The sequence below is a fragment of the Rhodococcus sp. 2H158 genome (assembly GCF_053764755.1).
This window is the reverse complement of record NZ_JBSNCE010000037.1, coordinates 1-21,014: the sequence shown is the minus strand read 5'-3', so window position 1 is coordinate 21,014 and position 21,014 is coordinate 1. Positions and strand designations below refer to the sequence as shown.

At 70.3% G+C, this 21,014-nt stretch carries 21 protein-coding genes; 11 read left to right on the top strand and 10 right to left on the bottom strand.

What is annotated here, in order from left to right:
* The first annotated feature begins 87 nt into the window (after positions 1-87).
* The 4 genes from ACWPOB_RS25840 (at position 88) to ACWPOB_RS25825 (ending at position 6,966) form a co-directional block, all read left to right on the top strand.
* Complete coding sequence (locus ACWPOB_RS25840; protein WP_100055815.1) at positions 88-582, top strand: ArsI/CadI family heavy metal resistance metalloenzyme; 495 nt, start codon at positions 88-90, stop codon at positions 580-582.
* Between the two features lie 128 nt (positions 583-710).
* Positions 711-2,387 carry an NAD(P)-binding protein gene (locus ACWPOB_RS25835; protein ID WP_455402565.1) on the top strand — a complete coding sequence of 559 codons (1,677 nt, stop codon included), beginning with the start codon at positions 711-713 and terminating at the stop codon, positions 2,385-2,387.
* A complete protein-coding gene (gene nifJ / locus ACWPOB_RS25830) occupies positions 2,384-5,956 on the top strand; it encodes a pyruvate:ferredoxin (flavodoxin) oxidoreductase (RefSeq protein WP_455402564.1) in 3,573 nt (1,190 codons plus the stop codon). The genes ACWPOB_RS25835 and nifJ overlap by 4 nt, the downstream gene beginning before the upstream one ends.
* Entirely contained in the window at positions 5,956-6,966 is a 1,011-nt protein-coding gene (locus tag ACWPOB_RS25825; protein WP_455402563.1) for a dihydroorotate dehydrogenase-like protein, read from the top strand. Before nifJ ends, ACWPOB_RS25825 begins: the two co-directional genes overlap by 1 nt.
* Before the next feature lie 16 nt (positions 6,967-6,982).
* Here the strand turns inward: ACWPOB_RS25825 and ACWPOB_RS25820 are convergent, their stop codons facing one another.
* Entirely contained in the window at positions 6,983-7,804 is an 822-nt protein-coding gene (locus ACWPOB_RS25820) for an MBL fold metallo-hydrolase (protein WP_100055807.1), read from the bottom strand.
* Positions 7,805-7,839: 35 nt separating this feature from the next.
* On the opposite strand from ACWPOB_RS25820, the gene ACWPOB_RS25815 reads away from it, so the two are divergent.
* The 3 genes from ACWPOB_RS25815 (at position 7,840) to ACWPOB_RS25805 (ending at position 11,407) form a co-directional block, all read left to right on the top strand.
* Complete coding sequence (locus ACWPOB_RS25815) at positions 7,840-9,903, top strand: alkaline phosphatase family protein (RefSeq protein ID WP_455402562.1); 2,064 nt, start codon at positions 7,840-7,842, stop codon at positions 9,901-9,903.
* Between the two features lie 685 nt (positions 9,904-10,588).
* The gene (locus tag ACWPOB_RS25810; protein WP_100055805.1) at positions 10,589-11,020 is read left to right on the top strand and encodes an SHOCT domain-containing protein; all 432 of its coding nucleotides are present in this window, start codon (positions 10,589-10,591) and stop codon (positions 11,018-11,020) included.
* A 147-nt stretch (positions 11,021-11,167) separates the two neighbouring features.
* On the top strand, positions 11,168-11,407 hold the full coding sequence (locus tag ACWPOB_RS25805; protein ID WP_100055804.1) for a hypothetical protein: 240 nt from the start codon (positions 11,168-11,170) through the stop codon (positions 11,405-11,407).
* A gap of 72 nt (positions 11,408-11,479) precedes the next feature.
* Here the strand turns inward: ACWPOB_RS25805 and ACWPOB_RS25800 are convergent, their stop codons facing one another.
* Both ACWPOB_RS25800 and ACWPOB_RS25795 read right to left on the bottom strand, forming a co-directional pair.
* Positions 11,480-12,016, bottom strand: coding sequence for a DUF1269 domain-containing protein (locus ACWPOB_RS25800; protein ID WP_100055803.1), 537 nt, complete (start codon positions 12,014-12,016; stop codon positions 11,480-11,482).
* Positions 12,017-12,126: 110 nt separating this feature from the next.
* Positions 12,127-12,549 (bottom strand): DUF7144 family membrane protein, encoded by a 423-nt coding sequence (locus ACWPOB_RS25795; RefSeq protein ID WP_006945066.1) that lies wholly within the window; start codon positions 12,547-12,549, stop codon positions 12,127-12,129.
* A gap of 535 nt (positions 12,550-13,084) precedes the next feature.
* Between ACWPOB_RS25795 and ACWPOB_RS25790 the strand changes: the two genes are divergently transcribed.
* Complete coding sequence (locus tag ACWPOB_RS25790; RefSeq protein ID WP_100055802.1) at positions 13,085-13,414, top strand: three-helix bundle dimerization domain-containing protein; 330 nt, start codon at positions 13,085-13,087, stop codon at positions 13,412-13,414.
* 433 nt (positions 13,415-13,847) lie between these two features.
* Here the strand turns inward: ACWPOB_RS25790 and ACWPOB_RS25785 are convergent, their stop codons facing one another.
* The 6 genes from ACWPOB_RS25785 to ACWPOB_RS25760 form a co-directional block, all read right to left on the bottom strand.
* Positions 13,848-14,915, bottom strand: coding sequence for an ArsO family NAD(P)H-dependent flavin-containing monooxygenase (locus tag ACWPOB_RS25785; RefSeq protein WP_455402561.1), 1,068 nt, complete (start codon positions 14,913-14,915; stop codon positions 13,848-13,850).
* Positions 14,916-14,963: 48 nt separating this feature from the next.
* A complete protein-coding gene (locus ACWPOB_RS25780) occupies positions 14,964-15,371 on the bottom strand; it encodes a DUF2703 domain-containing protein (protein WP_100055801.1) in 408 nt (135 codons plus the stop codon).
* Positions 15,372-15,492: 121 nt separating this feature from the next.
* A complete protein-coding gene (locus ACWPOB_RS25775; protein ID WP_100055800.1) occupies positions 15,493-15,909 on the bottom strand; it encodes an arsenate reductase ArsC in 417 nt (138 codons plus the stop codon).
* Positions 15,910-15,928: 19 nt separating this feature from the next.
* On the bottom strand, positions 15,929-16,588 hold the full coding sequence (locus ACWPOB_RS25770; RefSeq protein ID WP_100055799.1) for an arsenate reductase ArsC: 660 nt from the start codon (positions 16,586-16,588) through the stop codon (positions 15,929-15,931).
* A gap of 23 nt (positions 16,589-16,611) precedes the next feature.
* Positions 16,612-17,691: an ACR3 family arsenite efflux transporter gene (gene arsB / locus ACWPOB_RS25765; RefSeq protein WP_100055798.1), complete on the bottom strand. Its 1,080-nt coding sequence runs from the start codon at positions 17,689-17,691 to the stop codon at positions 16,612-16,614.
* Positions 17,688-18,089 carry an ArsR/SmtB family transcription factor gene (locus ACWPOB_RS25760; RefSeq protein WP_043797947.1) on the bottom strand — a complete coding sequence of 134 codons (402 nt, stop codon included), beginning with the start codon at positions 18,087-18,089 and terminating at the stop codon, positions 17,688-17,690. Before ACWPOB_RS25760 ends, arsB begins: the two co-directional genes overlap by 4 nt.
* A 70-nt stretch (positions 18,090-18,159) precedes the next feature.
* On the opposite strand from ACWPOB_RS25760, the gene ACWPOB_RS25755 reads away from it, so the two are divergent.
* Genes ACWPOB_RS25755 through arsA form a run of 3 tightly spaced genes read left to right on the top strand, consistent with a single transcriptional unit; the run spans position 18,160 to position 20,808 of the window.
* Positions 18,160-18,576, top strand: coding sequence for an arsenate-mycothiol transferase ArsC (locus ACWPOB_RS25755; RefSeq protein WP_100055797.1), 417 nt, complete (start codon positions 18,160-18,162; stop codon positions 18,574-18,576).
* Positions 18,577-18,599: 23 nt separating this feature from the next.
* The gene (arsD, locus tag ACWPOB_RS25750; protein ID WP_100055796.1) at positions 18,600-18,986 is read left to right on the top strand and encodes an arsenite efflux transporter metallochaperone ArsD; all 387 of its coding nucleotides are present in this window, start codon (positions 18,600-18,602) and stop codon (positions 18,984-18,986) included.
* 31 nt (positions 18,987-19,017) lie between these two features.
* The gene (gene arsA, locus ACWPOB_RS25745; RefSeq protein WP_455402560.1) at positions 19,018-20,808 is read left to right on the top strand and encodes an arsenical pump-driving ATPase; all 1,791 of its coding nucleotides are present in this window, start codon (positions 19,018-19,020) and stop codon (positions 20,806-20,808) included.
* 66 nt (positions 20,809-20,874) lie between these two features.
* On the opposite strand, the gene ACWPOB_RS25740 is transcribed toward arsA, so the two are convergent.
* Positions 20,875-21,014: PLP-dependent transferase (locus tag ACWPOB_RS25740; RefSeq protein ID WP_206531416.1), on the bottom strand; the 140-nt coding region annotated here is incomplete at its 5' end.

The window sequence follows — 21,014 nt, the reverse complement described above, 5'->3', positions numbered from 1 at the left end:
CCATCATCCACCCCTCTTGACATATGTCAAAAAGGGGGTGACAGTGGGCGTACTAATTCGATGTATGTCTCACAGGTGGAGGTCATCATGTCCCGCGTTCAGCTCGCCCTCAACGTCGACGATCTGCAGGAGGCCGTGACGTTCTACTCGAAACTGTTCGGCACCGAGCCGGCGAAGGTGAAGCCCGGCTACGCGAACTTCGCGATCGCCGAGCCGCCGCTGAAGCTCGTCCTGATCGAGAACGCGGGCAAGGGCGGCTCGATCAACCACCTCGGGGTGGAGGTGGAGTCGAGCGAGAAGGTGCACTCCGAGATCGCCCGCCTCACGGACGAAGGGCTGTTCACGGACGAGGAGATCGGCACCACGTGCTGCTTCGCCACCCAGGACAAGGTGTGGGTCACCGGACCGGCGGGGGAGAAGTGGGAGGTCTACACCGTCCTCGCCGACAGCGAGACCTTCGGCACGAGCCCGAAGCTGCTCGACCAGGGCGAGAACTCGGAGGGAGTGTGCTGCGGCTCCGCCGCCGAGCAGGAACCGGCGACCGGCACCGAGAAGGCGCCGGCCGCGACGACGTGCTGCTGAGCGACACCCGCGGGCCCGCTTCGGAGGCTCGTCCGTAGCGGGCCCGATCCGTCGGAGACGCGTCGTCGGCATGTCCGTACCGCCGCAATACGGTGCCGGACACCCGGCCGGAGCCCTATCGTGAGGGGATGACTGCCGACGAGCGCAGTGGCGGGGCGACGGGTGGGCGTCCGGCCCGGCCGTCGGAGGAGCTCACGCCGCTGCCGGATCTGGTGCACGGCCGTCCCCGCGCGGGGCCGGTGCGCCGGCGTCGGCCCGTGTATGTGGACCTGTTGCCGCCGTGCAACGCCCGGTGCCCCGCCGGGGAGAACATCCAGGCCTGGCTGGCGCACGCGAAGGCCGGCCGGTACGAGCAGGCCTGGCGGCAGCTGGTCGCCGACAATCCGTTCGCCGCCATCCACGGCCGGGTGTGCTACCACCCCTGCGAATCCGTCTGCAATCGCGCCACTCTGGACAGCGCCGTGTCCATCCATTCGGTGGAGCGGTTTCTCGGGGACCGGGCGCGCGAGCAGGGCTGGATGTTCGAGCCGCCGCCCGCCCGCAGCGGCAAGCGGGTACTGGTGATCGGTGCCGGACCGAGCGGGCTGTCCGCTGCCTGTCACCTCGCTCGCCGCGGCCACGACGTCGAGATTCGTGACGCCGGCGCCGAGCCCGGCGGGATGATGCGTTACGGCATCCCGAACTACCGGCTTCCGCGCGACGTGCTCGAGGTGGAACTGGAGCGGGTCGCGGCGCTGGGCGTGGAGCTGACCTGCAACCACCGGGTCGAGGACCTCGCGGCGGAACGCGCGGAGGGTGGTTTCGACGCGGTGTTCGTCGCGGTCGGCGCGCATCTGGCCAAACGGGTCGACATCCCGGTCTGCGACGCGGGCACGATGATCGACGCGGTGTCGTTCCTGCGCGGTGTCGCCGCCGGGGAACCCCCGGCCGTCGGGCGGCACGTTGCCGTCTACGGCGGCGGCAACACGGCGATGGACGCGGCCCGGGTGGCCCGCCGGCTCGGGGCCGAGGACGCGGTCATCGTCTATCGCCGCACCCGCGAGCAGATGCCCGCCCACGAGGAGGAAGCCGAGGACGCCGAACGCGAAGGCGTACGGATCAACTGGCTGCGCACGGTCACCGCCTTCGACGGTCCCGAACTGCAGGTCGAGGTCATGGAACTCGACGAGTCCGGTCGTCCGCGGCCGACCGGACGTTTCGAGACCCTGGCCGCGGACACGCTGATCATGGCGATCGGCCAGGAGACCGAGTCGGCGTTCATGCGCACGCTGCCCGGAGTCGAGTTCGAGCGCGACGGCAGCGTCCGGGTAGACGGGTCGCTGATGACCGGTTGCCCCGGGGTGTTCGCAGGCGGCGACATGGTGCCCGGCGAGCGCACCGTGACGGTGGGGGTGGGGCACGGGAAGAAGGCGGCGCACCACATCGACGCCTGGCTGCGCCGAGTGTCCGACGAGCGGCCCGCCAAGCATCCGATCGCGACGTTCGACCAGCTGCACCTGTGGTACTTCGCCGACGCGGATCGGCGGGTACAGCCCGAACTGCCCGTCGAGCAGCGCGTTTCCGGGTTCGACGAGGTGGTCGGCGGGGTGTCGGCCGAGGCGGCGACATTCGAGGCGGGCCGGTGCCTGTCGTGCGGCAACTGCTTCGAGTGCGACGGCTGTCTCGGCGCGTGCCCGGAGGACGCGATCGTCAAGCTGGGTGCCGGCCACGGCTACCGATACGACTACGACAAGTGCACCGGCTGCGCAGAGTGCTTCGAGCAGTGCCCGGTCCACGCCATCGAGATGTTTCCGGAGCCGACATGACGCGTGCCACGGTGGACGGCAACGAGGCGGCCGTGTCGGTTGCCTACCGGCTCAACGAAGTGTGCTGCATCTATCCGATCACCCCGTCGTCGGCGATGGCCGAACTGGCCGACGAATGGTCCAGCCGGCACCGGCCGAACGTGTGGGGCACCGTGCCGAGTGTGGTGGAGATGCAGAGCGAGGGCGGCGCGGCGGGCGCGCTGCACGGCGCGCTGCAGGGCGGGGCACTGGCGACGACGTTCACCGCGTCGCAGGGGCTGCTGCTGATGATCCCGAACATGTACAAGATCGCCGGCGAGCTGACCTCGGCGGTCATGCACGTCGCCGCCCGGTCCCTGGCCGCGCAGGGACTGTCGATCTTCGGTGACCATTCGGACGTGATGGCGGTGCGCCAGACCGGGTTCGCGTTGCTCGCCTCGGCCTCGGTGCAGGAGGCGCACGATCTGGCGCTGGTGGCGCAGGCCGCCACCCTGCGGACGCGGGTGCCGTTCGTGCACTTCTTCGACGGCTTCCGCACCTCGCACGAGCTCAACACCATCGAGACGCTGGCCGACGACGACCTGCGGGCCCTGGTGCCCGAGGAGCTGATCCGCGAGCACCGCGGACGCGCGTTGTCGCCGGAGCGGCCGTTCATCCGGGGCACCGCGCAGAACCCGGACACCTACTTCCAGGCGCGTGAGACGGTCAACCCGTTCTACGCCCGGGTTCCGGCCGTGGTGGACGAGTTGATGGCGCGGTTGGGGGAGCGTACCGGCCGCGATATGCGCATCGTCGAGTACACCGGGCATCCCGAGGCGGAACGGGTGCTGGTGCTGATGGGATCCGGTGCGCACACCGCGGCCGAAACCGCTGCCGCGCTCACCGCCCGCGGTGAGCGGGTCGGGGTGGTGCAGGTGCGGCTGTATCGGCCCTTCCCCGCCGAGGCGCTGTCGGCTGCGCTGCCGGCGACGGTGCGCACGATCGGCGTGCTGGACCGCACCAAGGAACCGGGTTCGCTCGGCGAGCCGCTGTATCTCGACGTCGTCGCGGCCCTCGCCGAGGCACATGCCGACGGTGAGCGGGCCGTCATGCCCCGGGTCTGCGGCGGACGCTACGGCCTGTCGTCGAAGGAATTCACGCCCGGCATGGTCGCCGGCGTCTTCACCGAGCTCGCCCGCGAGCGGCCCCGGCGCCGGTTCACCGTCGGCATCGACGACGACGTGTCCGGCACCAGCATCACCTACGATCCGTCCTTCGACATCGAATCCTCCGACACCGTGCGGGCGATCTTCTACGGCCTGGGCTCGGACGGCACGGTCGGGGCCAACAAGAACACCATCAAGATCCTCGGCGACGAGGAGCACCTGCACGCGCAGGGCTACTTCGTCTACGACTCGAAGAAGTCCGGCTCGCAGACCGTCTCGCACCTGCGCTTCGGGCCGCGGCCCATCCGCGCACCGTATCTGGTGAGCCGCGCGGACCTCGTCGGCTGCCATCAGTTCCGATTCCTCGACAAGATCGACGTCCTGGGGCCGGCCGCGCCGGGAGCGACCCTCCTGCTGAACTGCAGACACCGGCCGGACGAGGTCTGGGACGCGCTGCCCCGCCGGGTCCAGGAACAGATCCTCGACAAACGGATCACGCTGTATGCGGTCGACGCGGGCCGGATCGCTCGTGAGGTCGGGCTCGCCGGGCGGATCAATGTCGTGCTGCAGACCTGCTTCTTCGCGATCTCGGATGTGCTGCCGCGCGAGCAGGCCGTCGCCCGGATCAAGAAGTCGGTGGAGAAGACCTACGGCAACCGCGGAGCCGACGTGCTGCGGCGCGAACTGGCCGCGGTGGACCGGGCATTGGAAGAGCTGCACCGGATCGATGTGCCCGACCGGGTGACCACCGCGCGGGTGCCGGCGCCGATCGTGCCCGAGTACGCGCCCGAGTTCGTCCGCACCGTCACCGCGGAGATGATGGCCGGGCGCGGGGACGCCTTGCCGGTCAGCGCGTTTCCCGTGGACGGCACCTATCCGAGCGGCACCACCGCCTACGAGAAGCGCAACATTTCGGAACTGGTCGCGGTGTGGGACCCGGACACCTGCATCCAGTGCGGAAACTGCAGTTTCGTCTGTCCACACAGCGTGATCCGTACCAAGTTCTACGACAAGTCCCACTTGGACGGTGCCCCGGAGCAGTTCGGCTCGGCGGCATTGGGCGCTGTGGGCCTGCCGGATGCCCGGTACACCCTGCAGGTCTACGCCGAGGACTGCACCGGATGCGGGCTGTGCGTCGAGGCCTGTCCTGCCGTGGCCCCCGGCGCGACGGTGACCAAGGCCATCAACCTCGCCCCCCGCGAACCGCGGGTGGCCCCCGAACGCGAGAACATCACCTTCTTCGAGACGCTGCCGACGGCCGACCGGGCCCGGGTGGACTTCGGCACCGTCCGCGGAACGCAGTTCCTCGAGCCGCTGTTCGAGTTTCCCGGCGCCTGCGCGGGCTGCGGGGAGACCCCGTATCTCAAGCTGCTCTCCCAGCTGTTCGGCGACCGGTTGATGATCGCGAACGCCACGGGCTGCTCGTCGATCTACGGCGGCAATCTGCCCACCACCCCCTGGACGACCAACGCGGACGGACGCGGCCCCGCCTGGTCCAACTCCCTGTTCGAGGACAACGCCGAATTCGGGCTCGGGTTCCGGCTGGCCGCCGACGAGCACACCCGGCTCGCCCGGCGGCGCCTGACCGAACTGCGCGAGGCGATCGGTGCCGACCTCGTCGACGACATCCTGACGGCGCCGCAGCTGCGCGAGTCCGAGCTGCGCGCCCAGCGGGAGCGGGTGGCCGAACTCGAAACCCTTCTCGCAGAGCTGGATCCCGCCGTGACCGCCGACCTGCGCAGTGTGCTCGACCACCTGGTGCGGCGCAGCGTGTGGATCGTCGGCGGCGACGGCTGGGCCTACGACATCGGTGCCGGGGGCCTCGACCACGTCCTGGCCAGCGGCCGCAACGTCAATGTCCTGGTCCTCGACACCGAGGTGTATTCCAACACCGGGGGGCAGATGTCCAAGGCCACCCCGCTCGGGGCGGTCGCGAAGTTCGCCGCCGGCGGGAAGACGGTCCCGATGAAGGATCTCGCGTTGCAGGCCATCGCCTACGGCAACGTCTACGTCGCCCGGGTCGCGATGGGCGCCGATCCGCAGCACACGTTGCAGGCGATGCGGGAAGCCGAAGCCTACGAGGGACCCTCGCTCGTGATCGCCTACAGTCAGTGCATCGCGCACGGCATCGACATGCGTCACGGGATGGACCAGCAGTACCGCGCGGTGGCCAGCGGGCACTGGCCGCTGATCCGCTACGACCCGGTGTTGCGGGCGGCCGGGCAGAATCCGTTCCTGCTCGATTCGCACCGGCCGAGGATTCCGCTCGAGGACTACCGCAGCCGCGAACTGCGGTACCGCGCGCTCGCCAACACCGATCCGGCGGAATACGACCGGCTCCTCGGCCTCTCCGGGGAGGCGATCGCTCAGCGCTGGGACCGGTACGAGGACATGGCGTCGCAAGGGTCGCACCACTTCACCGCAGACGCCCGCAAGGACAGCTGATGGACCTGTCGACGCGGTATCTGGGCCTGGCCCTGCCGAACCCACTGGTGGCGGCGGCTTCCCCACTGTCACGCACGGTCGACGGTGTCCGACGGCTCGCAGAGGCAGGCGTCGGTGCGGTGGTGCTCTATTCGCTGTTCGAAGAGCAGCTGCTGCGCGAAGCGGAGCGCAATGCGGCACTGACCGAGCACGGTTCGCAGAGCTACGCCGAGTCCCTGTCGTACTTTCCGGAGGAAGCCGTCGAGGACCACGGACCGCGCCGCTACCTGAGTCTGCTCGAACGCGCCGTGCAGGCGGTCGCCGTCCCGGTGATCGGCAGCCTGAACGGCGTCACCCCGGGCGGGTGGGCGGGCTACGCACGGTCGATGCAGGACGCCGGTGCGGCCGCGATCGAGCTGAACATCTACTACCTGCCCGGTGATCCGCACATCAGCGGCCGGGACGTCGAACAACGGCACCTCGACGTCCTGGCCCGGGTCGCGGACGCCGTCACCGTGCCGGTGGCGGTCAAGGTGAGCCCCCAGTTCAGTTCGATCGCCGAGATGGCGCTTCGCCTCGACGAGGCCGGGGCCGACGGGCTGGTGCTGTTCAATCGGTTCCTGCAGCCCGACATCGATCCCGAAACCCTCACCGTGGTGCCTGCCGTGACCCTCTCGACCCCCGCGGAGACCCGGCTGCCGCAGACCTGGATCGCGTTGCTGCGTGGACGGGTGCGTGCCGACCTGGCCGCGACCACCGGCGTCGAGGACGCCACCGACGTGATCAAGTACCTGCTCGCCGGCGCGGACGTCGTGCAGTCCGCCTCGGCGTTGCTGCGCCACGGTCCCGAGTACGCCGCCGTCCTGCTCGACGGTATGTGCGAGTGGATGCGCCGCAAGGGGTATCGCAGCGTCGACGAGTTCCGGGGGATGCTCGCCGTGCCGCCCGGCGCGGACGGGACCGGCCGCGGACGCGGCGACTATGTGAGCGCGCTGCGCGAGGCCGACCACCGCGCCTACGGCATCCCGTGAGCCGAGGTGGCCGAATTCATACGCGGTACGGTCCCGGCGCACCGGGGCCGGCGCCCGGTGCGCCGAGTGCGCCACCCGGGGGCAATTCCACCGCGACGATCCCCTCGCGCTCGGCGTGGTGGACGAACTCGGCGCCGGGGCCGAAGAACAACCGGGGGCGCACGGCGTCGAGACCGATCGGCCACAGCGTGCCGTAGTGGATAGGCACTGCCAGGCCCGCCGCCACCAGCCGCGCGACGACCGCGGCCCGCGCTGGGTCGAGGTGGCCGTTGCCGAGGGTCGGACCCCAGCCGCCGACGGGTAGCAGCGCGAGGTCCACCGGGCCAACGTGGTCGGCGAGGTCCGGGTACAGGTCGGTGTCGCCGGCGAAGTAGGTCCGCCGGTCCCCCTCGACGACGTACCCGATCGCCGGGGCGAGCTCCGGGCCGCGTCGCCAGCGCCGGCCGTCGTGTTGGGCGGGCACGGCGCGCACGGTGAGCTTGCCGATCCGTGTCTCGTCGCCGGGCCGCAGCGGCACCAGGCGGTCGGCGAACTGGCGCAGCGCGGGCAGGCCGTCGATCGCCCGCCACGGGGCCACGATCGGAACGTCCGGGTCGAGCAGCCGCAGCGACGGCAGGTGGGTGTGGTCGGCGTGCAGGTGCGAGAGCAGGACGGCGTCCGGGTTGTGCACGTGCGGCCCGCTCGGGGTGGGCCCCCGGCGGCGGCGCAGATGCGCGACGCGGTCGGTCAGCACCGGATCGGTCAGGACGACCGTCCCGCGGTCCATGATCAGCGCGCTGGCATGTCCGAGCCAGCGCACACCGGATGTGGCGGCATCCGGACCCGGTAGCGCGCTCACGACCCTTACGATTCCAGACGAGGGAAGGGGCCGCGATGCGCACGGTGGGCGGCATGGTGCGGGTGCTTGTCGAGTTCCTCGTGCTGTGGGGGTCGTCGGCGCTCGCGCTCATCGTGCTCGACCGCATCCTCGGCGGCATCACCCTGGACCCGTCGGGCTTCACTCCGCTACCCACGCTTCCGGCCGCGCTGGTGCTCGCGTTGGTGTTCGGCCTGCTCAACGCGGCGCTGTGGCCGGTGATGATGCGGTTGATGTCGTGGATCGGCCCGGTGCTGCTGTTCGTCGGGGTGTTTGTGGCCGGCGGTGTGATCATGCTGTTGACGCTGTACCTGGTACCGGTCGCGGCGGTGGACCAGCGCCGGGATGCGTTCTACCTCGCGGCGCTGCTCTCGCTGTTCACCTCCGTCGTCTCGGGCGCCATCGCGTCCCGCTCCGATACCGCGTACCGGCTGATGCAGGTGCGCCGACAGCGGTTCCGGCTGCGTCGCAACACCGCACTCGTGGACGCGTCCCCGGGGCTGTTGTGCATCCAGATCGACGGCCTCGGTTACGACGTGCTGCGTCGCGCGATCGCCGACGGTGTGACCCCGGCGCTGGCGAAGTTGGTGCGCGAGACCCACCGGCTGATGCCGTGGCACACCGACTGGAGCAGTCAGACCGGTGCGACCCAGCTGGGCGTGCTGCACGGCTCCAACCACAACGTGCCGGCGTTCCGCTGGTACGACAAGACCACCGAGCACGTCTCGGTGTTCAGCAACCCGGTCGACAACGAGCAACGCGAACTCGAACGCACCCACATCCCCGGCCTGCTGGGGCACGACGGTACGAGCCGGGGCAACCTGTTCACCGGCGGCGCGCACGACAACGTGCTCGTCGTCAGCCGCATGCGCGGTGCCCGCCTCGGCGGCGGTGCCGGCTACAGCGACTATTTCGCCGACCCGGCGAGCGCGCTGCGCACGTTCATCCGGATGCTCGCGGAACTGCAACGAGAACTACGCCAGTCGCTGCGGCAGAAGCGGAAGGACATCCAGCCGCGGGTGCCGCGGGGCGGGCTCTATCCGTTCGTGCGGGCGTTCGCGACCGTGCTCGCCACCGACGTCGCCGTCGCGGCGGTGGTCGGCGATCTGATCAAGGGGCGCAGCGTCGTCTACGTCGACCTGATCGGCTACGACGAGGTGTCGCACCACTCCGGCATCTCCCGGCCCGAGACCCTCGCGGTGCTGACCAAACTCGACGACGTCGTCGAGATGCTGCTCGCCGTGGTGGCGCAGGCCGATCGGCCCTACCGCGTCGTCGTGCTGTCCGATCACGGGCAGAGTCAGGGCGCGACCTTTCTGCAACGCTACGGGGAAACCTTGGGGCAGTTGGTCATCCGGCTGGCCACCCGGCGCGAACCGGCGAAACGTCACTGGTACGAGCGCGAATCCGACGTCTCCGCCCAGCCCGGGGCGGAGGGGCGCGCCTACGCCGCGGCCAGCGTGCACTCGCCGGCCGCCGGCGAGGAGGCGCACGCCTGCCCAGGTGAGCCGATCGTGCTCGGCTCGGGCAACCTCGGCCTGGTCTACTTCCCGCACATGTCCGGACGCGCCGACGTCCACGCCATCGAGGCCGCCCACCCCGGTCTGCTCACCGGGCTGCGCGAGCATCCCGGGATCGGCTTCCTGCTCGTGGCCGCTCCCGGCGGGTCCGTGGTGCTCGGGCCTCACGGTCAGGTCGACGTGACGACGGGGAAAGTCACCGGCCGGAACCCGCTGGCGGTGATGGGCCCCGACGCGCTGGCGAAGGTGCGCCGCACCGACACCTTCGACAACGTTGCCGACATCATGGTCGGCGGCGCGTACTGGCCCGACACCGACGAGGTCGCGGCGTTCGAGGAGCAGGTCGGCTCGCACGGCGGCATGGGCGGACCGCAGAGCACCCCGTTTCTCGTCTACCCCGCCCACCTGCCCGCCCCGCCCGAACCGCTGCACGGCGCCGAGGCCGTGCACACGGTGCTCGTCGGCTGGCGGGATTTTTCGACGGGACCGCGCCCAGCGATGACGAAGCAGGACGCGCCGACCGGTGCGGATGACCCGGGACGCCCGGCATCCCGGGGCTGACCGCGGGACAGACCGGCCGAGGAGGGGTGGAGCCGGCCGACCGCTTCGAAGCCGAGGGATCTCGGCGCGGCGTGGGAGGACCTCGAGGTCGGGGTCGAACACCTCACCCGATGGAAGCGGATTGCGCTGGTCACCAACCGATTGATCAGGCACCTCGTTGTTCGGTTGGATGACGCCGGGCCACCTCGGACGCTTTCCCGTGGCCGCCCGGGGCGACACGATCGCCTGGACGGCGCAGGTCGGCGGCCGGCACGTCGGCACCGACACTCGGGCAGCCGGTCGTACGGGGCAATGATGCACTTCTTCCCGTCGGCTGGGCGATCCCGGGTGCTGGGGCGGTGGCCGGACATACACTCGAGGCAGTCCTTTCCGGCGGAGCACACCGGGACTGCGTGATTCGAGACGAGCATGACCGAGGCGGGTGCGGTTCCCCCCACCGCGGAGCGGTGGAGCGCCTCGTCGCCGAGTTCGACGGCCGTCTCCCGCTGCATTGGGTGGAGGCGGTCGTGGCGCCGGCGTCGAGGACTTGCGGGGGTTCCGGTGCCGGACCTGCCCCGAGCTGGTCGAACGATTCGCCCGGCGGCGCCTGCTCGATCCGGTCGAGTCCGGGCAGTTTGCGGTGCCGTAGCCGCGGCGTCGACGCCGCTGCGGCGGTCGAGGAGGTCCGGTCGAGGAGGTGCACATCATGGAGTCGTTCTGGGATTTCCTGTGGTACACGATCGTCGTGTTCGTGTTCGCGGCGTATCTGATCGTGCTGTTCCAGATCCTGATCGATCTGTTCCGGGACCACACCGTCTCCGGCGTGGCCAAGGCCTTCTGGGTGGTGGTGCTGATCGTGGTCCCGTTCTTCAGCGCCTTGATCTACCTCGTGGTGCGCGGCCAGGGGATGGCCATCCGGGCTGGGCAGGCGCAGCTCGCGGCCAGGCAGACCACCGACGAGTACATCCGGCAGGTGACGGCCGGCAGATCTCCGGCCGGGCAGATCGCCGACGCGAAGGCCCTGCTCGACTCGGGTGCGATCACCCCCGCGGAGTTCGTGCAGCTCAAGGACAAGGCGGTGGGGCAGAATACCGCCGGGCAGGGCACCGCCGGCCGCGACAGCATGCCCCGTCGCTGACGAGCGACTGCACGAGGTGCCGGTGCGGGGACCGCCTGCGCCGGCCGTGACATCGGGCCGAAGACGTGCGGGGTGAAGGTGATGGAGACCGGACCGTCCCGGACCGTTCGCCTGTGGCGTCGGGCCCCGTGGAGCCACAGTCCCTTGATGCGCCGGTACGACCGGATCGAATGGGTCGATGTGACCGGCGCTCCGGTCGCCCCTCCGCGGAGCGGGGCGGACAGTGCCGCCACCGCCGTCGTCGGGGCCCTGACGGTGTGGACGGTGACGGCGGCGGCGGCAGGCGCGGGGCTGTACGGGCTGCACCAGTGGGCCGAGCATCGCCGAGGGGCGGCCTGGGACAGCGAGTGGCGCGGGCTGGGCACGACGCCGGGATGGCCGGCCTGAGCGGCAGGTATGCGGCCGTGTGCGGACGCGCTCGAACGCCGCGCTCAGGGGGCGATGCGAGCGTTCCGGAGGTTATCGATTCTGCTCGGCGTTCCTGAGGTCGATGGCGAGTTGGTCGGCGGCCATGTCGGTAGCTCTGGAGACGATCCGGTTGGCGGCTTTGATGTTTGCGACGATCTGATCGGCGAGGTTGGTTTCGTACACCACGATCACGCCGGCCTGGCCCTCGTCGAGGGTCTCACCGAGTTCTTTGACGTCGCTGCGTTTCATCCGGTCGCTGGCGTGCCCCACCACGGCCCCGAGGGCCGTCCCGCCGGCGGCGGCACCGACGAGACCGATGCCCACGGGCGGGAACAGCGCCGCCACCACCCCCACCGCCAGTCCCCAGCCGAGGCCGACCGCTGCCCCGTGGCGGGTGGGTTGTTCGTGCTTCTTGACGATGTGGACCTTCCCGTTCTCGTCCTTGGCGATGACGGACGCGTCGAAGTCGTGGGAGGTGCGTATCTCGCGGTACAGCTGCTCGAGTGCCTCGAAGTCCGCTACGGCGTCGTCGACGCTGTCGTATGCCGCAGCGCTCACGTACAGGATGTCGTGCTCGTGCTTGCTCATGTGCAAACCTCCGAAATCTGATCGACCTGCAGGGGCTGACCGAAGGACGTCAGCGCCTGACGGCCGTCGCGTTGCCGAGGGCGAAGCTCGGTCCGACGGCACGGTTCGTCCTAGTAGTCGGCTCGCGGATTCCAGGTCGACACCGCCCAGATGACCACCACGTCCAAGGCGATGATCAGGATCGACCACCACGGGTAGTACGGCAGCCACAGGAAGTTCGCCAGGATCGACAGTGCCGCGACGACGATCGCCGCTACCCGCGCCCACGTTGCGCCGGTGATCAACGCGATGCCCACGACCACCAACACCACCCCGAGGACGATGTGGATCCACCCCCACGCGGTGAAGTCGAACTTGAACGTGTACTCCTGGCCCTGGACGAACAACTCGTCCTCGGCCACCGCGGCGATGCCCTGGAGCAACTGGACGATGCCGACGGTGGCCATGATGACCGCCGCCCCCACCGACGTGCCCGCCGCGATGCCCTGCTTGACGCTGATGCTTCCCGGGTCGTGACGTACATCCTCGGACATGGCGGTCCCCTTCACCGGCTGGATGAGACATCAGCAGTATGCGCCGATCCCGCACCCGCCTCGGGGAAAGTGCTGATCTTCCTCACCGTCCGGGGTGAACGGTGTGGTCCGGGAAATGGTCTCACGTGCTTTCGCTCGGCTGCACGAGGTGCCTTCCCCGGGCGGAAACCGCACCGAAGGTGGGCACACAGGGCCACCGTCAACGACGAACCCGGTTCCTGCCCCGTACACGACCCGCCGTGCAGAGGATAGGGCCTCGGGGGGAGTCGGTTCGAGCGTTTCACCACTGTGGAAGAGGCTCTGCGATGGCCGTTATCGACAGCGACGAGACGGGCCCGATCGACTCGTCATCGAGTGGCCCGCCGCCGGCCCGTGCCCACCGCCGCAGGCGTTCGACATGACCTCGGGCCAGCCGACGATCCGAACAGAACCCCCCGGCCTCGTGCAGAGGGGCCTGATTCCGCCGCGGGTGCGCAGATCGAAGTGGTATCGAAACGTGTTCCTACCCGTCCTGTTCTGCGGGACAATACTTCTCATGGACGACAGCGAAGTGCACGCCATCGACGTCGTCCGAATCCGACTCGGCCAGCGCTACCCCGACCTCGACCCCGAGGTGGTCGGGGGCCTGATCGAGGCCACGCTCGGTCGGCTCGACGGATGCCGCATCCGAGACTTCGTCCCCCTGCTGGTCGAACGGGCCGCCACGCGCACACTCGACGCGACGTACCCCCGTGCACCGGAGTCTCGAGAACCGATGCGCACACCCGAACCGCCCGCGGTGACCGAGACCGGCGAGGTGCGGACCGCGAGCAGCGTCCGGGTGCGGTGGGCCGTTCTCGTGCGTCGCTCACCACGCCTGTCGTAGGCGGTGACAAGAGACGGCGAGGCCCGGGTCGGAACCGGAGTCGACGGTCGTCCACCACACCCGGGCGGGCGGGATGCTATTCCTTCGACAGGGCCGGAAGGTCTGATTCCGACTGTAGGGCGCATGCTGTCGGCGCCCAGCTCGGTCCGACCCTGCTCGACTCACGCAGCCCCCGGTCGTCGGCACCGTGGCCGGGTCCCTGGCCACGGTGGTGCGCACGGTGACCGAGGCGACCGACCGATCAATCGACACGACGCCTCGATGTGCGACACCGTCAGCCCGCGTGCCAACTGCTGCGCTCGTCAGCCGTCCAGCATCGCCTCGAAGGCGCGGTCCTCAGCGCGCAGCCAGGGTGTCGGCGACACGCCCATTTCCGAAACCAGGGTCACGTCCTGAAACGGTTGGGAATCCGATACGAATCAACGACGGGGGCTCAGGAGCTGGGGTCCATCGCCAGCCCGGCGACGGCGGCCTTGGCGGTGCGCCCGACCCCGATCAGCGTGGCCGAACCGGGGCCGGTCCAGTCCCCGTAGCCGAGCAGATGCAGCCTGGGTTCCTTCAACGCCTGGGTGCCCGCCACAGCGATCGAACCGTCTGGCCCACGCAGGTGCAGCGGCCGCAGAGGCGCCAGGGCGGGTCGAAAACCGGTGGCCCACACGATTACCTCCGCGCGCCGGCTCTCGCCGGTGTCGTCCCAGAAGATGCCGTCACGGGTCAGCCGGTCGAACATCGGCAGCGGATCCAGCGCGCCGCGGTCCCGGGCCGCGAGGACCTCCGGGACCATCACGATGTCACCGAGGTCGGTGATACCGCCCGGATCGGGGCGCCCGGCCGCCAGCGCCATCGCTCGCCGCGAGGCCATCTCGAACAACACGCGTCCGTCGACGTCGTCCGGCAGGAACCGCGGCGGCCGGGTGGTCACCCAGGTGGTGCCGGTGACCTCCGAGATCTCGGCGACCAGCTGGGCCCCGGAGTTGCCGCCGCCGACCACCACCACCGCCTTACCGGCGAATTCACCCGGGGTGCGGTACTGCACGGTGTGCAACTGTCTGCCCGCGAAGCTGCGGGCCCCGGGATAGACGGGCCAGAACGGCTGCTGCCAGGTGCCGGTGGCACTGATCACCCGCCGCGCCCGCCACACCTGCTCCGCGGTGTCCACCCGCAGCCGCTCCCGGTCGTCGTCGTGGGTGACCGCCCGCACCCGCACCGGCCGCCGCACCGGCAGGCCGTAGCGACGCTCGTACGCGGTCAGATACTCGATCACATGCCGAGCCGGTGGGAACCCGTCCCGCCACGGCGGCATCGGCCATCCCGGCAGCGACGCGTACTCCGCCGGGGAGAACAACCGCAGCGAGGGCCAGGTGTGCGGCCACGCGCCGCCCGGGGCGGACCGGTCGTCGAGGATGACGAACTCGTGCCCGGCCCGGCGCAGGTAGTACCCGGCGGCCAGGCCGGCCTGCCCGCCCCCGATCACCACGACGTCCACCTCGATCGCGCTCATCGTCTCCCTCGTCACCCGTGGCCCGCCGCCGTGCGCGGATCGCCGATCTCAGCCGTCAGGGATGGCCGGGGCGTCGAGCAGGCTCGCCGCGGCGATCAGGGCGGCCTTGACGATCAGTCGTTCGGGGATCTCCTCGAACGTGACCGGTCCGAGTGCGACGGTCCGGCACGGGGAGTCGCCGCACACCGAGCAGCAGCGGCTGCTGCCGACGTCGGCGTCGAGCCAGTCCTCGAGCGGGCGGCCGGCGATCCAGATGCGGTTGGATTCGGCCGGGTTCGCGGCGAAGGCGGCGTCGTCGAGTTCGCGGACCTCGAGGTGCGGTGCGATGCCGAGCGGGCGCAGGACCTGCTCGAGCGTGCCGACCGCGTGCTGGACCTGCTCACCGGTGCCGGCGCAGCGGCGGCACGTCTGGCCCTGGCTGACCAGGCGTTGCCAGACGATGGGCAGTGCCGTCATCGCGCACCCCTTCTCGGTTCGCGGGGAAGGTGGGAGTCGCCCCGGGCTCCAGTGTGGCCGACCCGGCCGGGCCGCAGGGCGTGTCCCGGCGGATCCGGCCGGGGCACGCCCTGCGGTCGGGTCAGCTGCGGACGGCGCCGGGGACGAGTTCGGCGATCAGTGCCTCGACCCGCGTCTTGATCTCGTCGCGGATGGGGCGGACCGAGTCGACCCCCTTGCCGGCCGGGTCCTCGAGCACCCAGTCGCGGTAGCTCTTGCCGGGGAAGACAGGGCAGGTGTCGCCGCAGCCCATGGTGATCACCACGTCGGAGGCTTCGACGGCGTCGGTGGTGAGGATCTTCGGGGATTGGGTGGAGATGTCGATGCCGAGCTCGGCCATGGCCTCGACGGCGGCGGGGTTGACCTGATCGGCGGGGGCGCTGCCGGCGGAACGGACCTCGACGGCGTCGCCGGCGAGGGCGGTGAGGAATCCGGCGGCCATCTGGGAGCGGCCGGCGTTGTGCACGCACACGAACAGCACGGACGGCGTGGTGGTCATCGAGGGAACCTTTCGGGTGTCAGACGGTGGGAACGGCGGTGAGGTCGGCAAGCAGAGCGCGGACCCGGGCGTCGAGGTCGTCACGGAGGGTGCGGACCACCTCGAGGGATTGTCCGTCCGGGTCGGGGACGGTCCAGTCGAGGTAGCGCTTGCCGGGGTAGACGGCGCAGGCGTCGCCGCAGCCCATGGTCACGACCACGTCCGCGGCGGCGACGACGTCGTCGGTGAGCGGCTTGGGGAACTCGGCGCCGAGATCGAGTCCGAGTTCGGCCATGGCCTCGACCACGACCGGGTTGATCGCCGCGATCGGCGCGGAGCCGGCGGAGCGGACGTGGACGCGGCCACCGGCGTGGTGGTCGAGCAGGGCGGCAGCCATCTGGGAGCGGCCGGCGTTGTGCACACAGACGAACAGCACCTCCGGAACGTCCTTGGCGACGGCGCCTTCGGCCTGTGCCAGGGCGGTCAGTCGTTCGGCGGCGAACCGCGGGGCGAGCGCGGTCAGGTGGGTGTAGACGGTGGCGGTGCGGCGCAGTGCCGCATAGGACTCGAACACCACCCGTTCGACGGTCTGCGGGGAGAAGATTCCGTCGTACTTGTCGGCGAGGTGCTCGGCGGCGCGCTGGAGTACCGCCTGCGGCATGAGCAGTTCGGGCTGGTGGCGGTCGGAGTGGTCGGACATGTCGTCTCCCTGGCTCTCGGGCTTCACGAAGCAGCGGGGGTGGCGGAGGGGGTGAAGCGCTTGCGCAGGGCGAGCGAGACGTAGACGAGGCCGACGAGCACGGGCACCTCGATGAGCGGCCCGACGACGCCCGCGAGGGCCTGCCCGGAGGTGACGCCGAAGGTGGCGATGGCCACGGCGATGGCGAGTTCGAAGTTGTTGCCGGCCGCGGTGAACGCGAGGGTGGTGGTGCGCTCGTAGCCCAGGCCCATCGCGGCGCCCAGGAGATAGCCGCCGCCCCACATGATCGCGAAGTACGCCAGCAGCGGCAGGGCGATGCGGGCGACGTCCCATGGGTGGGAGGTGATCTGCTCGCCCTGCAGCGCGAAGAGCATCACGATGGTGAACAGCAGCCCGTACAGGGCCCACGGCCCGATCGTGGGCAGGAACTTCTGCTCGTACCAGGTGCGGCCCTTGGCCTTCTCGCCGAAGTGCCGGGTGAGGAAGCCGGCGAGCAGCGGGATGCCGAGGAAGATGAGCACCGACTTGGCGATCTGCCAGGGCGAGACGTCGAGGGTGGTCTGCTCGAGTCCGAGCCAGCCCGGCAGCACCGAGAGATAGAACCAGCCGAGGCCGGCGAACATGATCACCTGGAAGACGGAGTTCAGCGCGACCAGCACGGCGGCGGCCTCGCGGTCGCCGCAGGCGAGGTCGTTCCAGATGATGACCATGGCGATGCAGCGGGCCAGACCGACGATGATCAGTCCGGTGCGGTACTCGGGCAGGTCGGGCAGCATCAGCCAGGCCAGGGCGAACATCAACGCCGGCCCGACGATCCAGTTCAGGACCAGCGAGCCGATCAGCATCCGCCGGTCGCCGGTGACGGTGTCGAGCCGGTCGTAGCGCACCTTGGCGAGCACCGGGTACATCATGATCAGCAGGCCGAGGGCGATCGGCAGCGAGATGCCGTCGATCTCGACGGTGGAGATGATGTCGCCTAGGCCCGGGATCAGGCGGCCGAGCAACAGGCCGGCGACCATGGCGACGCCGATCCACACCGGCAGGAACCGGTCGAGAGTGGACAGCTTGCCGACCACGGCCGGGTGGTCGCTGGTGGTGGTCACGAGGCGACCTCCTCGAGGGTGACGGCGGGCGTGCAGGACGAGTTCGCGACGATCCCGGATTCGACGGACAGCACCGCGGACAGCTGGGCCAGAGCGGAGGGGACGACCCGGTAGTGCACCCAGGTGCCGCGACGTTCGCAGTCGAGGAGGCCGGCCTCCCGCAGCACCTTCAGATGGTGCGAGATGGTCGGTTGCGACAGGTCGAAGGACGGTGAGATGTCGCACACGCAGCACTCGCCACCCTCGTGGCTGGCGATCAGGCTCAGCATCCGCAAGCGCACCGGATCGCCCAGGGCCTTGAACATGCGGGCCAGGTCACCGGCCCAATCGGAGGTGAGCGGCTCGCGGCTGAGCGGCGGGCAGCAGGGCTCGTCCCCGCGCGGCGGTTGATTCGGCATGCGTCTATATTGACGGTTGTCGAAACACGGCGTCAAACGGACAGCCGGTCCGGTCGGAAGGAACCCCCACGTGCGCACACCCTCGGTGCTGTTCGTCTGCGTGAAGAACGGCGGCAAGTCCCAGATGGCCGCCGCGCTGATGCGCAAGGCCGCCGGCGGCCGCATCGCCGTGCATTCCGCCGGAACGGCACCGGGTCCGGCGCTCAACGCCCTCTCGGTGCAGGCGCTCGAGGAGGTCGGCGCACCGGTGGACGGCGAGTATCCCAAGCCGATCGATCCGCAGCTGCTGCGGGAGGTCGACCTCGTCGTCACCCTCGGCCGCGACGCCCGTGTCGACGCGGCGTACGTGGAGAACTGGGACACCGACGAGCCGTCCGAGCGTGGCATCGACGGCATCGAACGGATGCGCCTCGTGCGGGACGACATCGCCGCCCGCGTCGACGCGCTCGCCGCCCGCCTGCTCGACTCCGCTTCCCCCATCCGCTGATCCGACCGATCCAGGAGAAACTCATGAGCACCATCGCAGTCTTCGAGCCGGCCCTGTGCTGCAACACCGGCGTGTGCGGCGACGACGTGGACCGGAACCTCGTCACCTTCACGGCCGACATGCAGTGGCTGAAGGATCAGGGTGCCACCATCACCCGCCACAACCTCGCCAACGATCCGCTGGCCTTCGCGCACAATCCCGCCGTCAAGCGGTTCCTCGAGGTCGCCGGCTCCGCCGGTCTGCCGCTCGTGCTCGTCGACGACGTCACCGTGCTCACCGGCCGCTACCCCGATCGGACCCAGCTCGCCGCGTGGGCGGGACTCGATGCCGCGCAGGCGCCCGCCGGCGCGACGATGCTGAATATCGCGGACGATGCCTGCTGCACACCCGGCGACTCCACCTGCTGCTGAGCTGTCGACCCGAGGACGAGGAGATCACCGGATGACCACCCCCGCATTCCTGACCGACCCGCCGCGGTTCGTGTTCTTCACCGGCAAGGGCGGCGTCGGCAAGACCTCCATCGCCTGTGCGAGCGCGCTGAGCCTCGCCCGCGCCGGGAAGAAGGTGCTGCTGGTCTCGACGGACCCCGCCTCGAACGTCGGCCAGGTCTTCGGCCTCACGATCGGCAACGCCCTCACCGCAATTCCCGCGGTGCCGGGCCTGTCGGCGCTCGAGATCGATCCCGAGCAGGCCGCCGACGCCTATCGTGAACGCATCGTCGGACCGGTGCGGGGTTTGCTGCCCGACGCGGAGATCGCCTCGATCACCGAACAGCTCTCCGGTTCGTGCACCACCGAGGTCGCGTCCTTCGACGAGTTCACCTCGCTGCTGACCGACACCGACGGCGAGATCGCCTCGTTCGACCACGTGCTGTTCGACACCGCCCCCACCGGACACACCATCCGGCTGCTGCAGCTGCCCGGGAACTGGACCGAGTTCCTCGAGGCGGGCAAGGGTGACGCGTCGTGCCTCGGACCGCTCGCCGGGCTCGACAAGCAGAAGGCCATGTACGCCGCCGCGGTCGGCGCACTGGCGGACCCGCAGCGCACCCGGCTCGTGCTCGTCGCCCGCGCCACCCGCTCCGCCCTCGCCGAGATCGACCGCACCCACGGCGAACTCGCCGCCCTCGGGCTGAGCCGCCAGCACGTCGTCGTCAACGGCGTCCTGCCGGCGCCGTCCGGCGACACGGACCCCCTCGCCCTCGCGATCCACCGTCGCGAACAGGCCGCATTGGCGGGCATGCCGGCGGCGCTGAAGCCGTTGCCGCTGGACCTGATCGAGCTCAAGGCCGCGAACATGATCGGTCTCGATGCCCTCGGGACGCTGTTCGAGACGGCCGACGGTCGCACGGACCCCCCGCCGGAGACCGGCGCGCTGTCGGACGTCGCGGATGCGCCGCTGCGCGCCCTGATCGACGAGATCGAGCGGGACGGGCACGGTCTCGTGATGTGCATGGGCAAGGGCGGGGTCGGGAAGACCACGGTCGCCGCGGCCGTCGCCGTGGCCCTGGCCGAACGCGGGCACGAGGTCCACCTGACCACCACCGACCCCGCCGCACACCTGACCGAGACCCTGCACGGCGATGTCGAACACCTCCACGTCTCGCGCATCGATCCCGCCGAGGCCACTCGCGCCTACCACGAGCGGGTGATGGCCACCAAGGGTGCACACCTCGACGAGCAGGGCCGTGCGACCCTCGCCGAGGATCTGCGCTCCCCGTGCACCGAGGAAGTGGCTGTCTTCCAAGCCTTCTCGCGAGTGATCCAGGAGTCCCGGCGCAAGTTCGTCGTCGTCGACACCGCACCCACCGGCCACACCCTGCTGCTGCTCGACGCCACCGGCTCCTACCACCGCGACGTCACCCGGCAGCTGGGCCCGGGCCTGCACGCCGTCACCCCGATGATGCGCCTGCAGGACCCGGCTTCGACCAAGGTCTTGTTGATCACCCTCGCCGAGACCACTCCCGTGCTCGAGGCCGCCGGGCTCCAGGCCGACCTCGAACGTGCCGGTATTCACCCCTGGGCGTGGGTGATCGACAACTCCGTGGCCGCCGCCGCGCCCACCGCGCCGCTGCTGCGCCGCCGCGCCGCCGCCGAGCTCGAGCAGATCGACAAGGTCCGTACCGAACTCGCCGATCGCTACGCGGTCGTGCCGCTGCTCGCGACCGAACCGGTCGGGGTGCCGGCGCTCCGGGCGCTCGGCGAAGTGTCCGCCCCGGCCGCCGTGCGGTAGCGCTCGGTCCCGAAATGCGCGATCCCGCCCCGGCATCCGGGGCGGGATCGATGCGTGCGGCCGTGATCAAGCGCCGGCGGCCTCGAGGCCGGTGGTGATGTCGGCGAGGATGTCGTCGATGCCTTCGATGCCCACGGCGAGGCGGACCTGGCCGGGGGTGACGCCGGCGGCGAGTTGCTCGGTGGCGGTGAGCTGGGAGTGGGTGG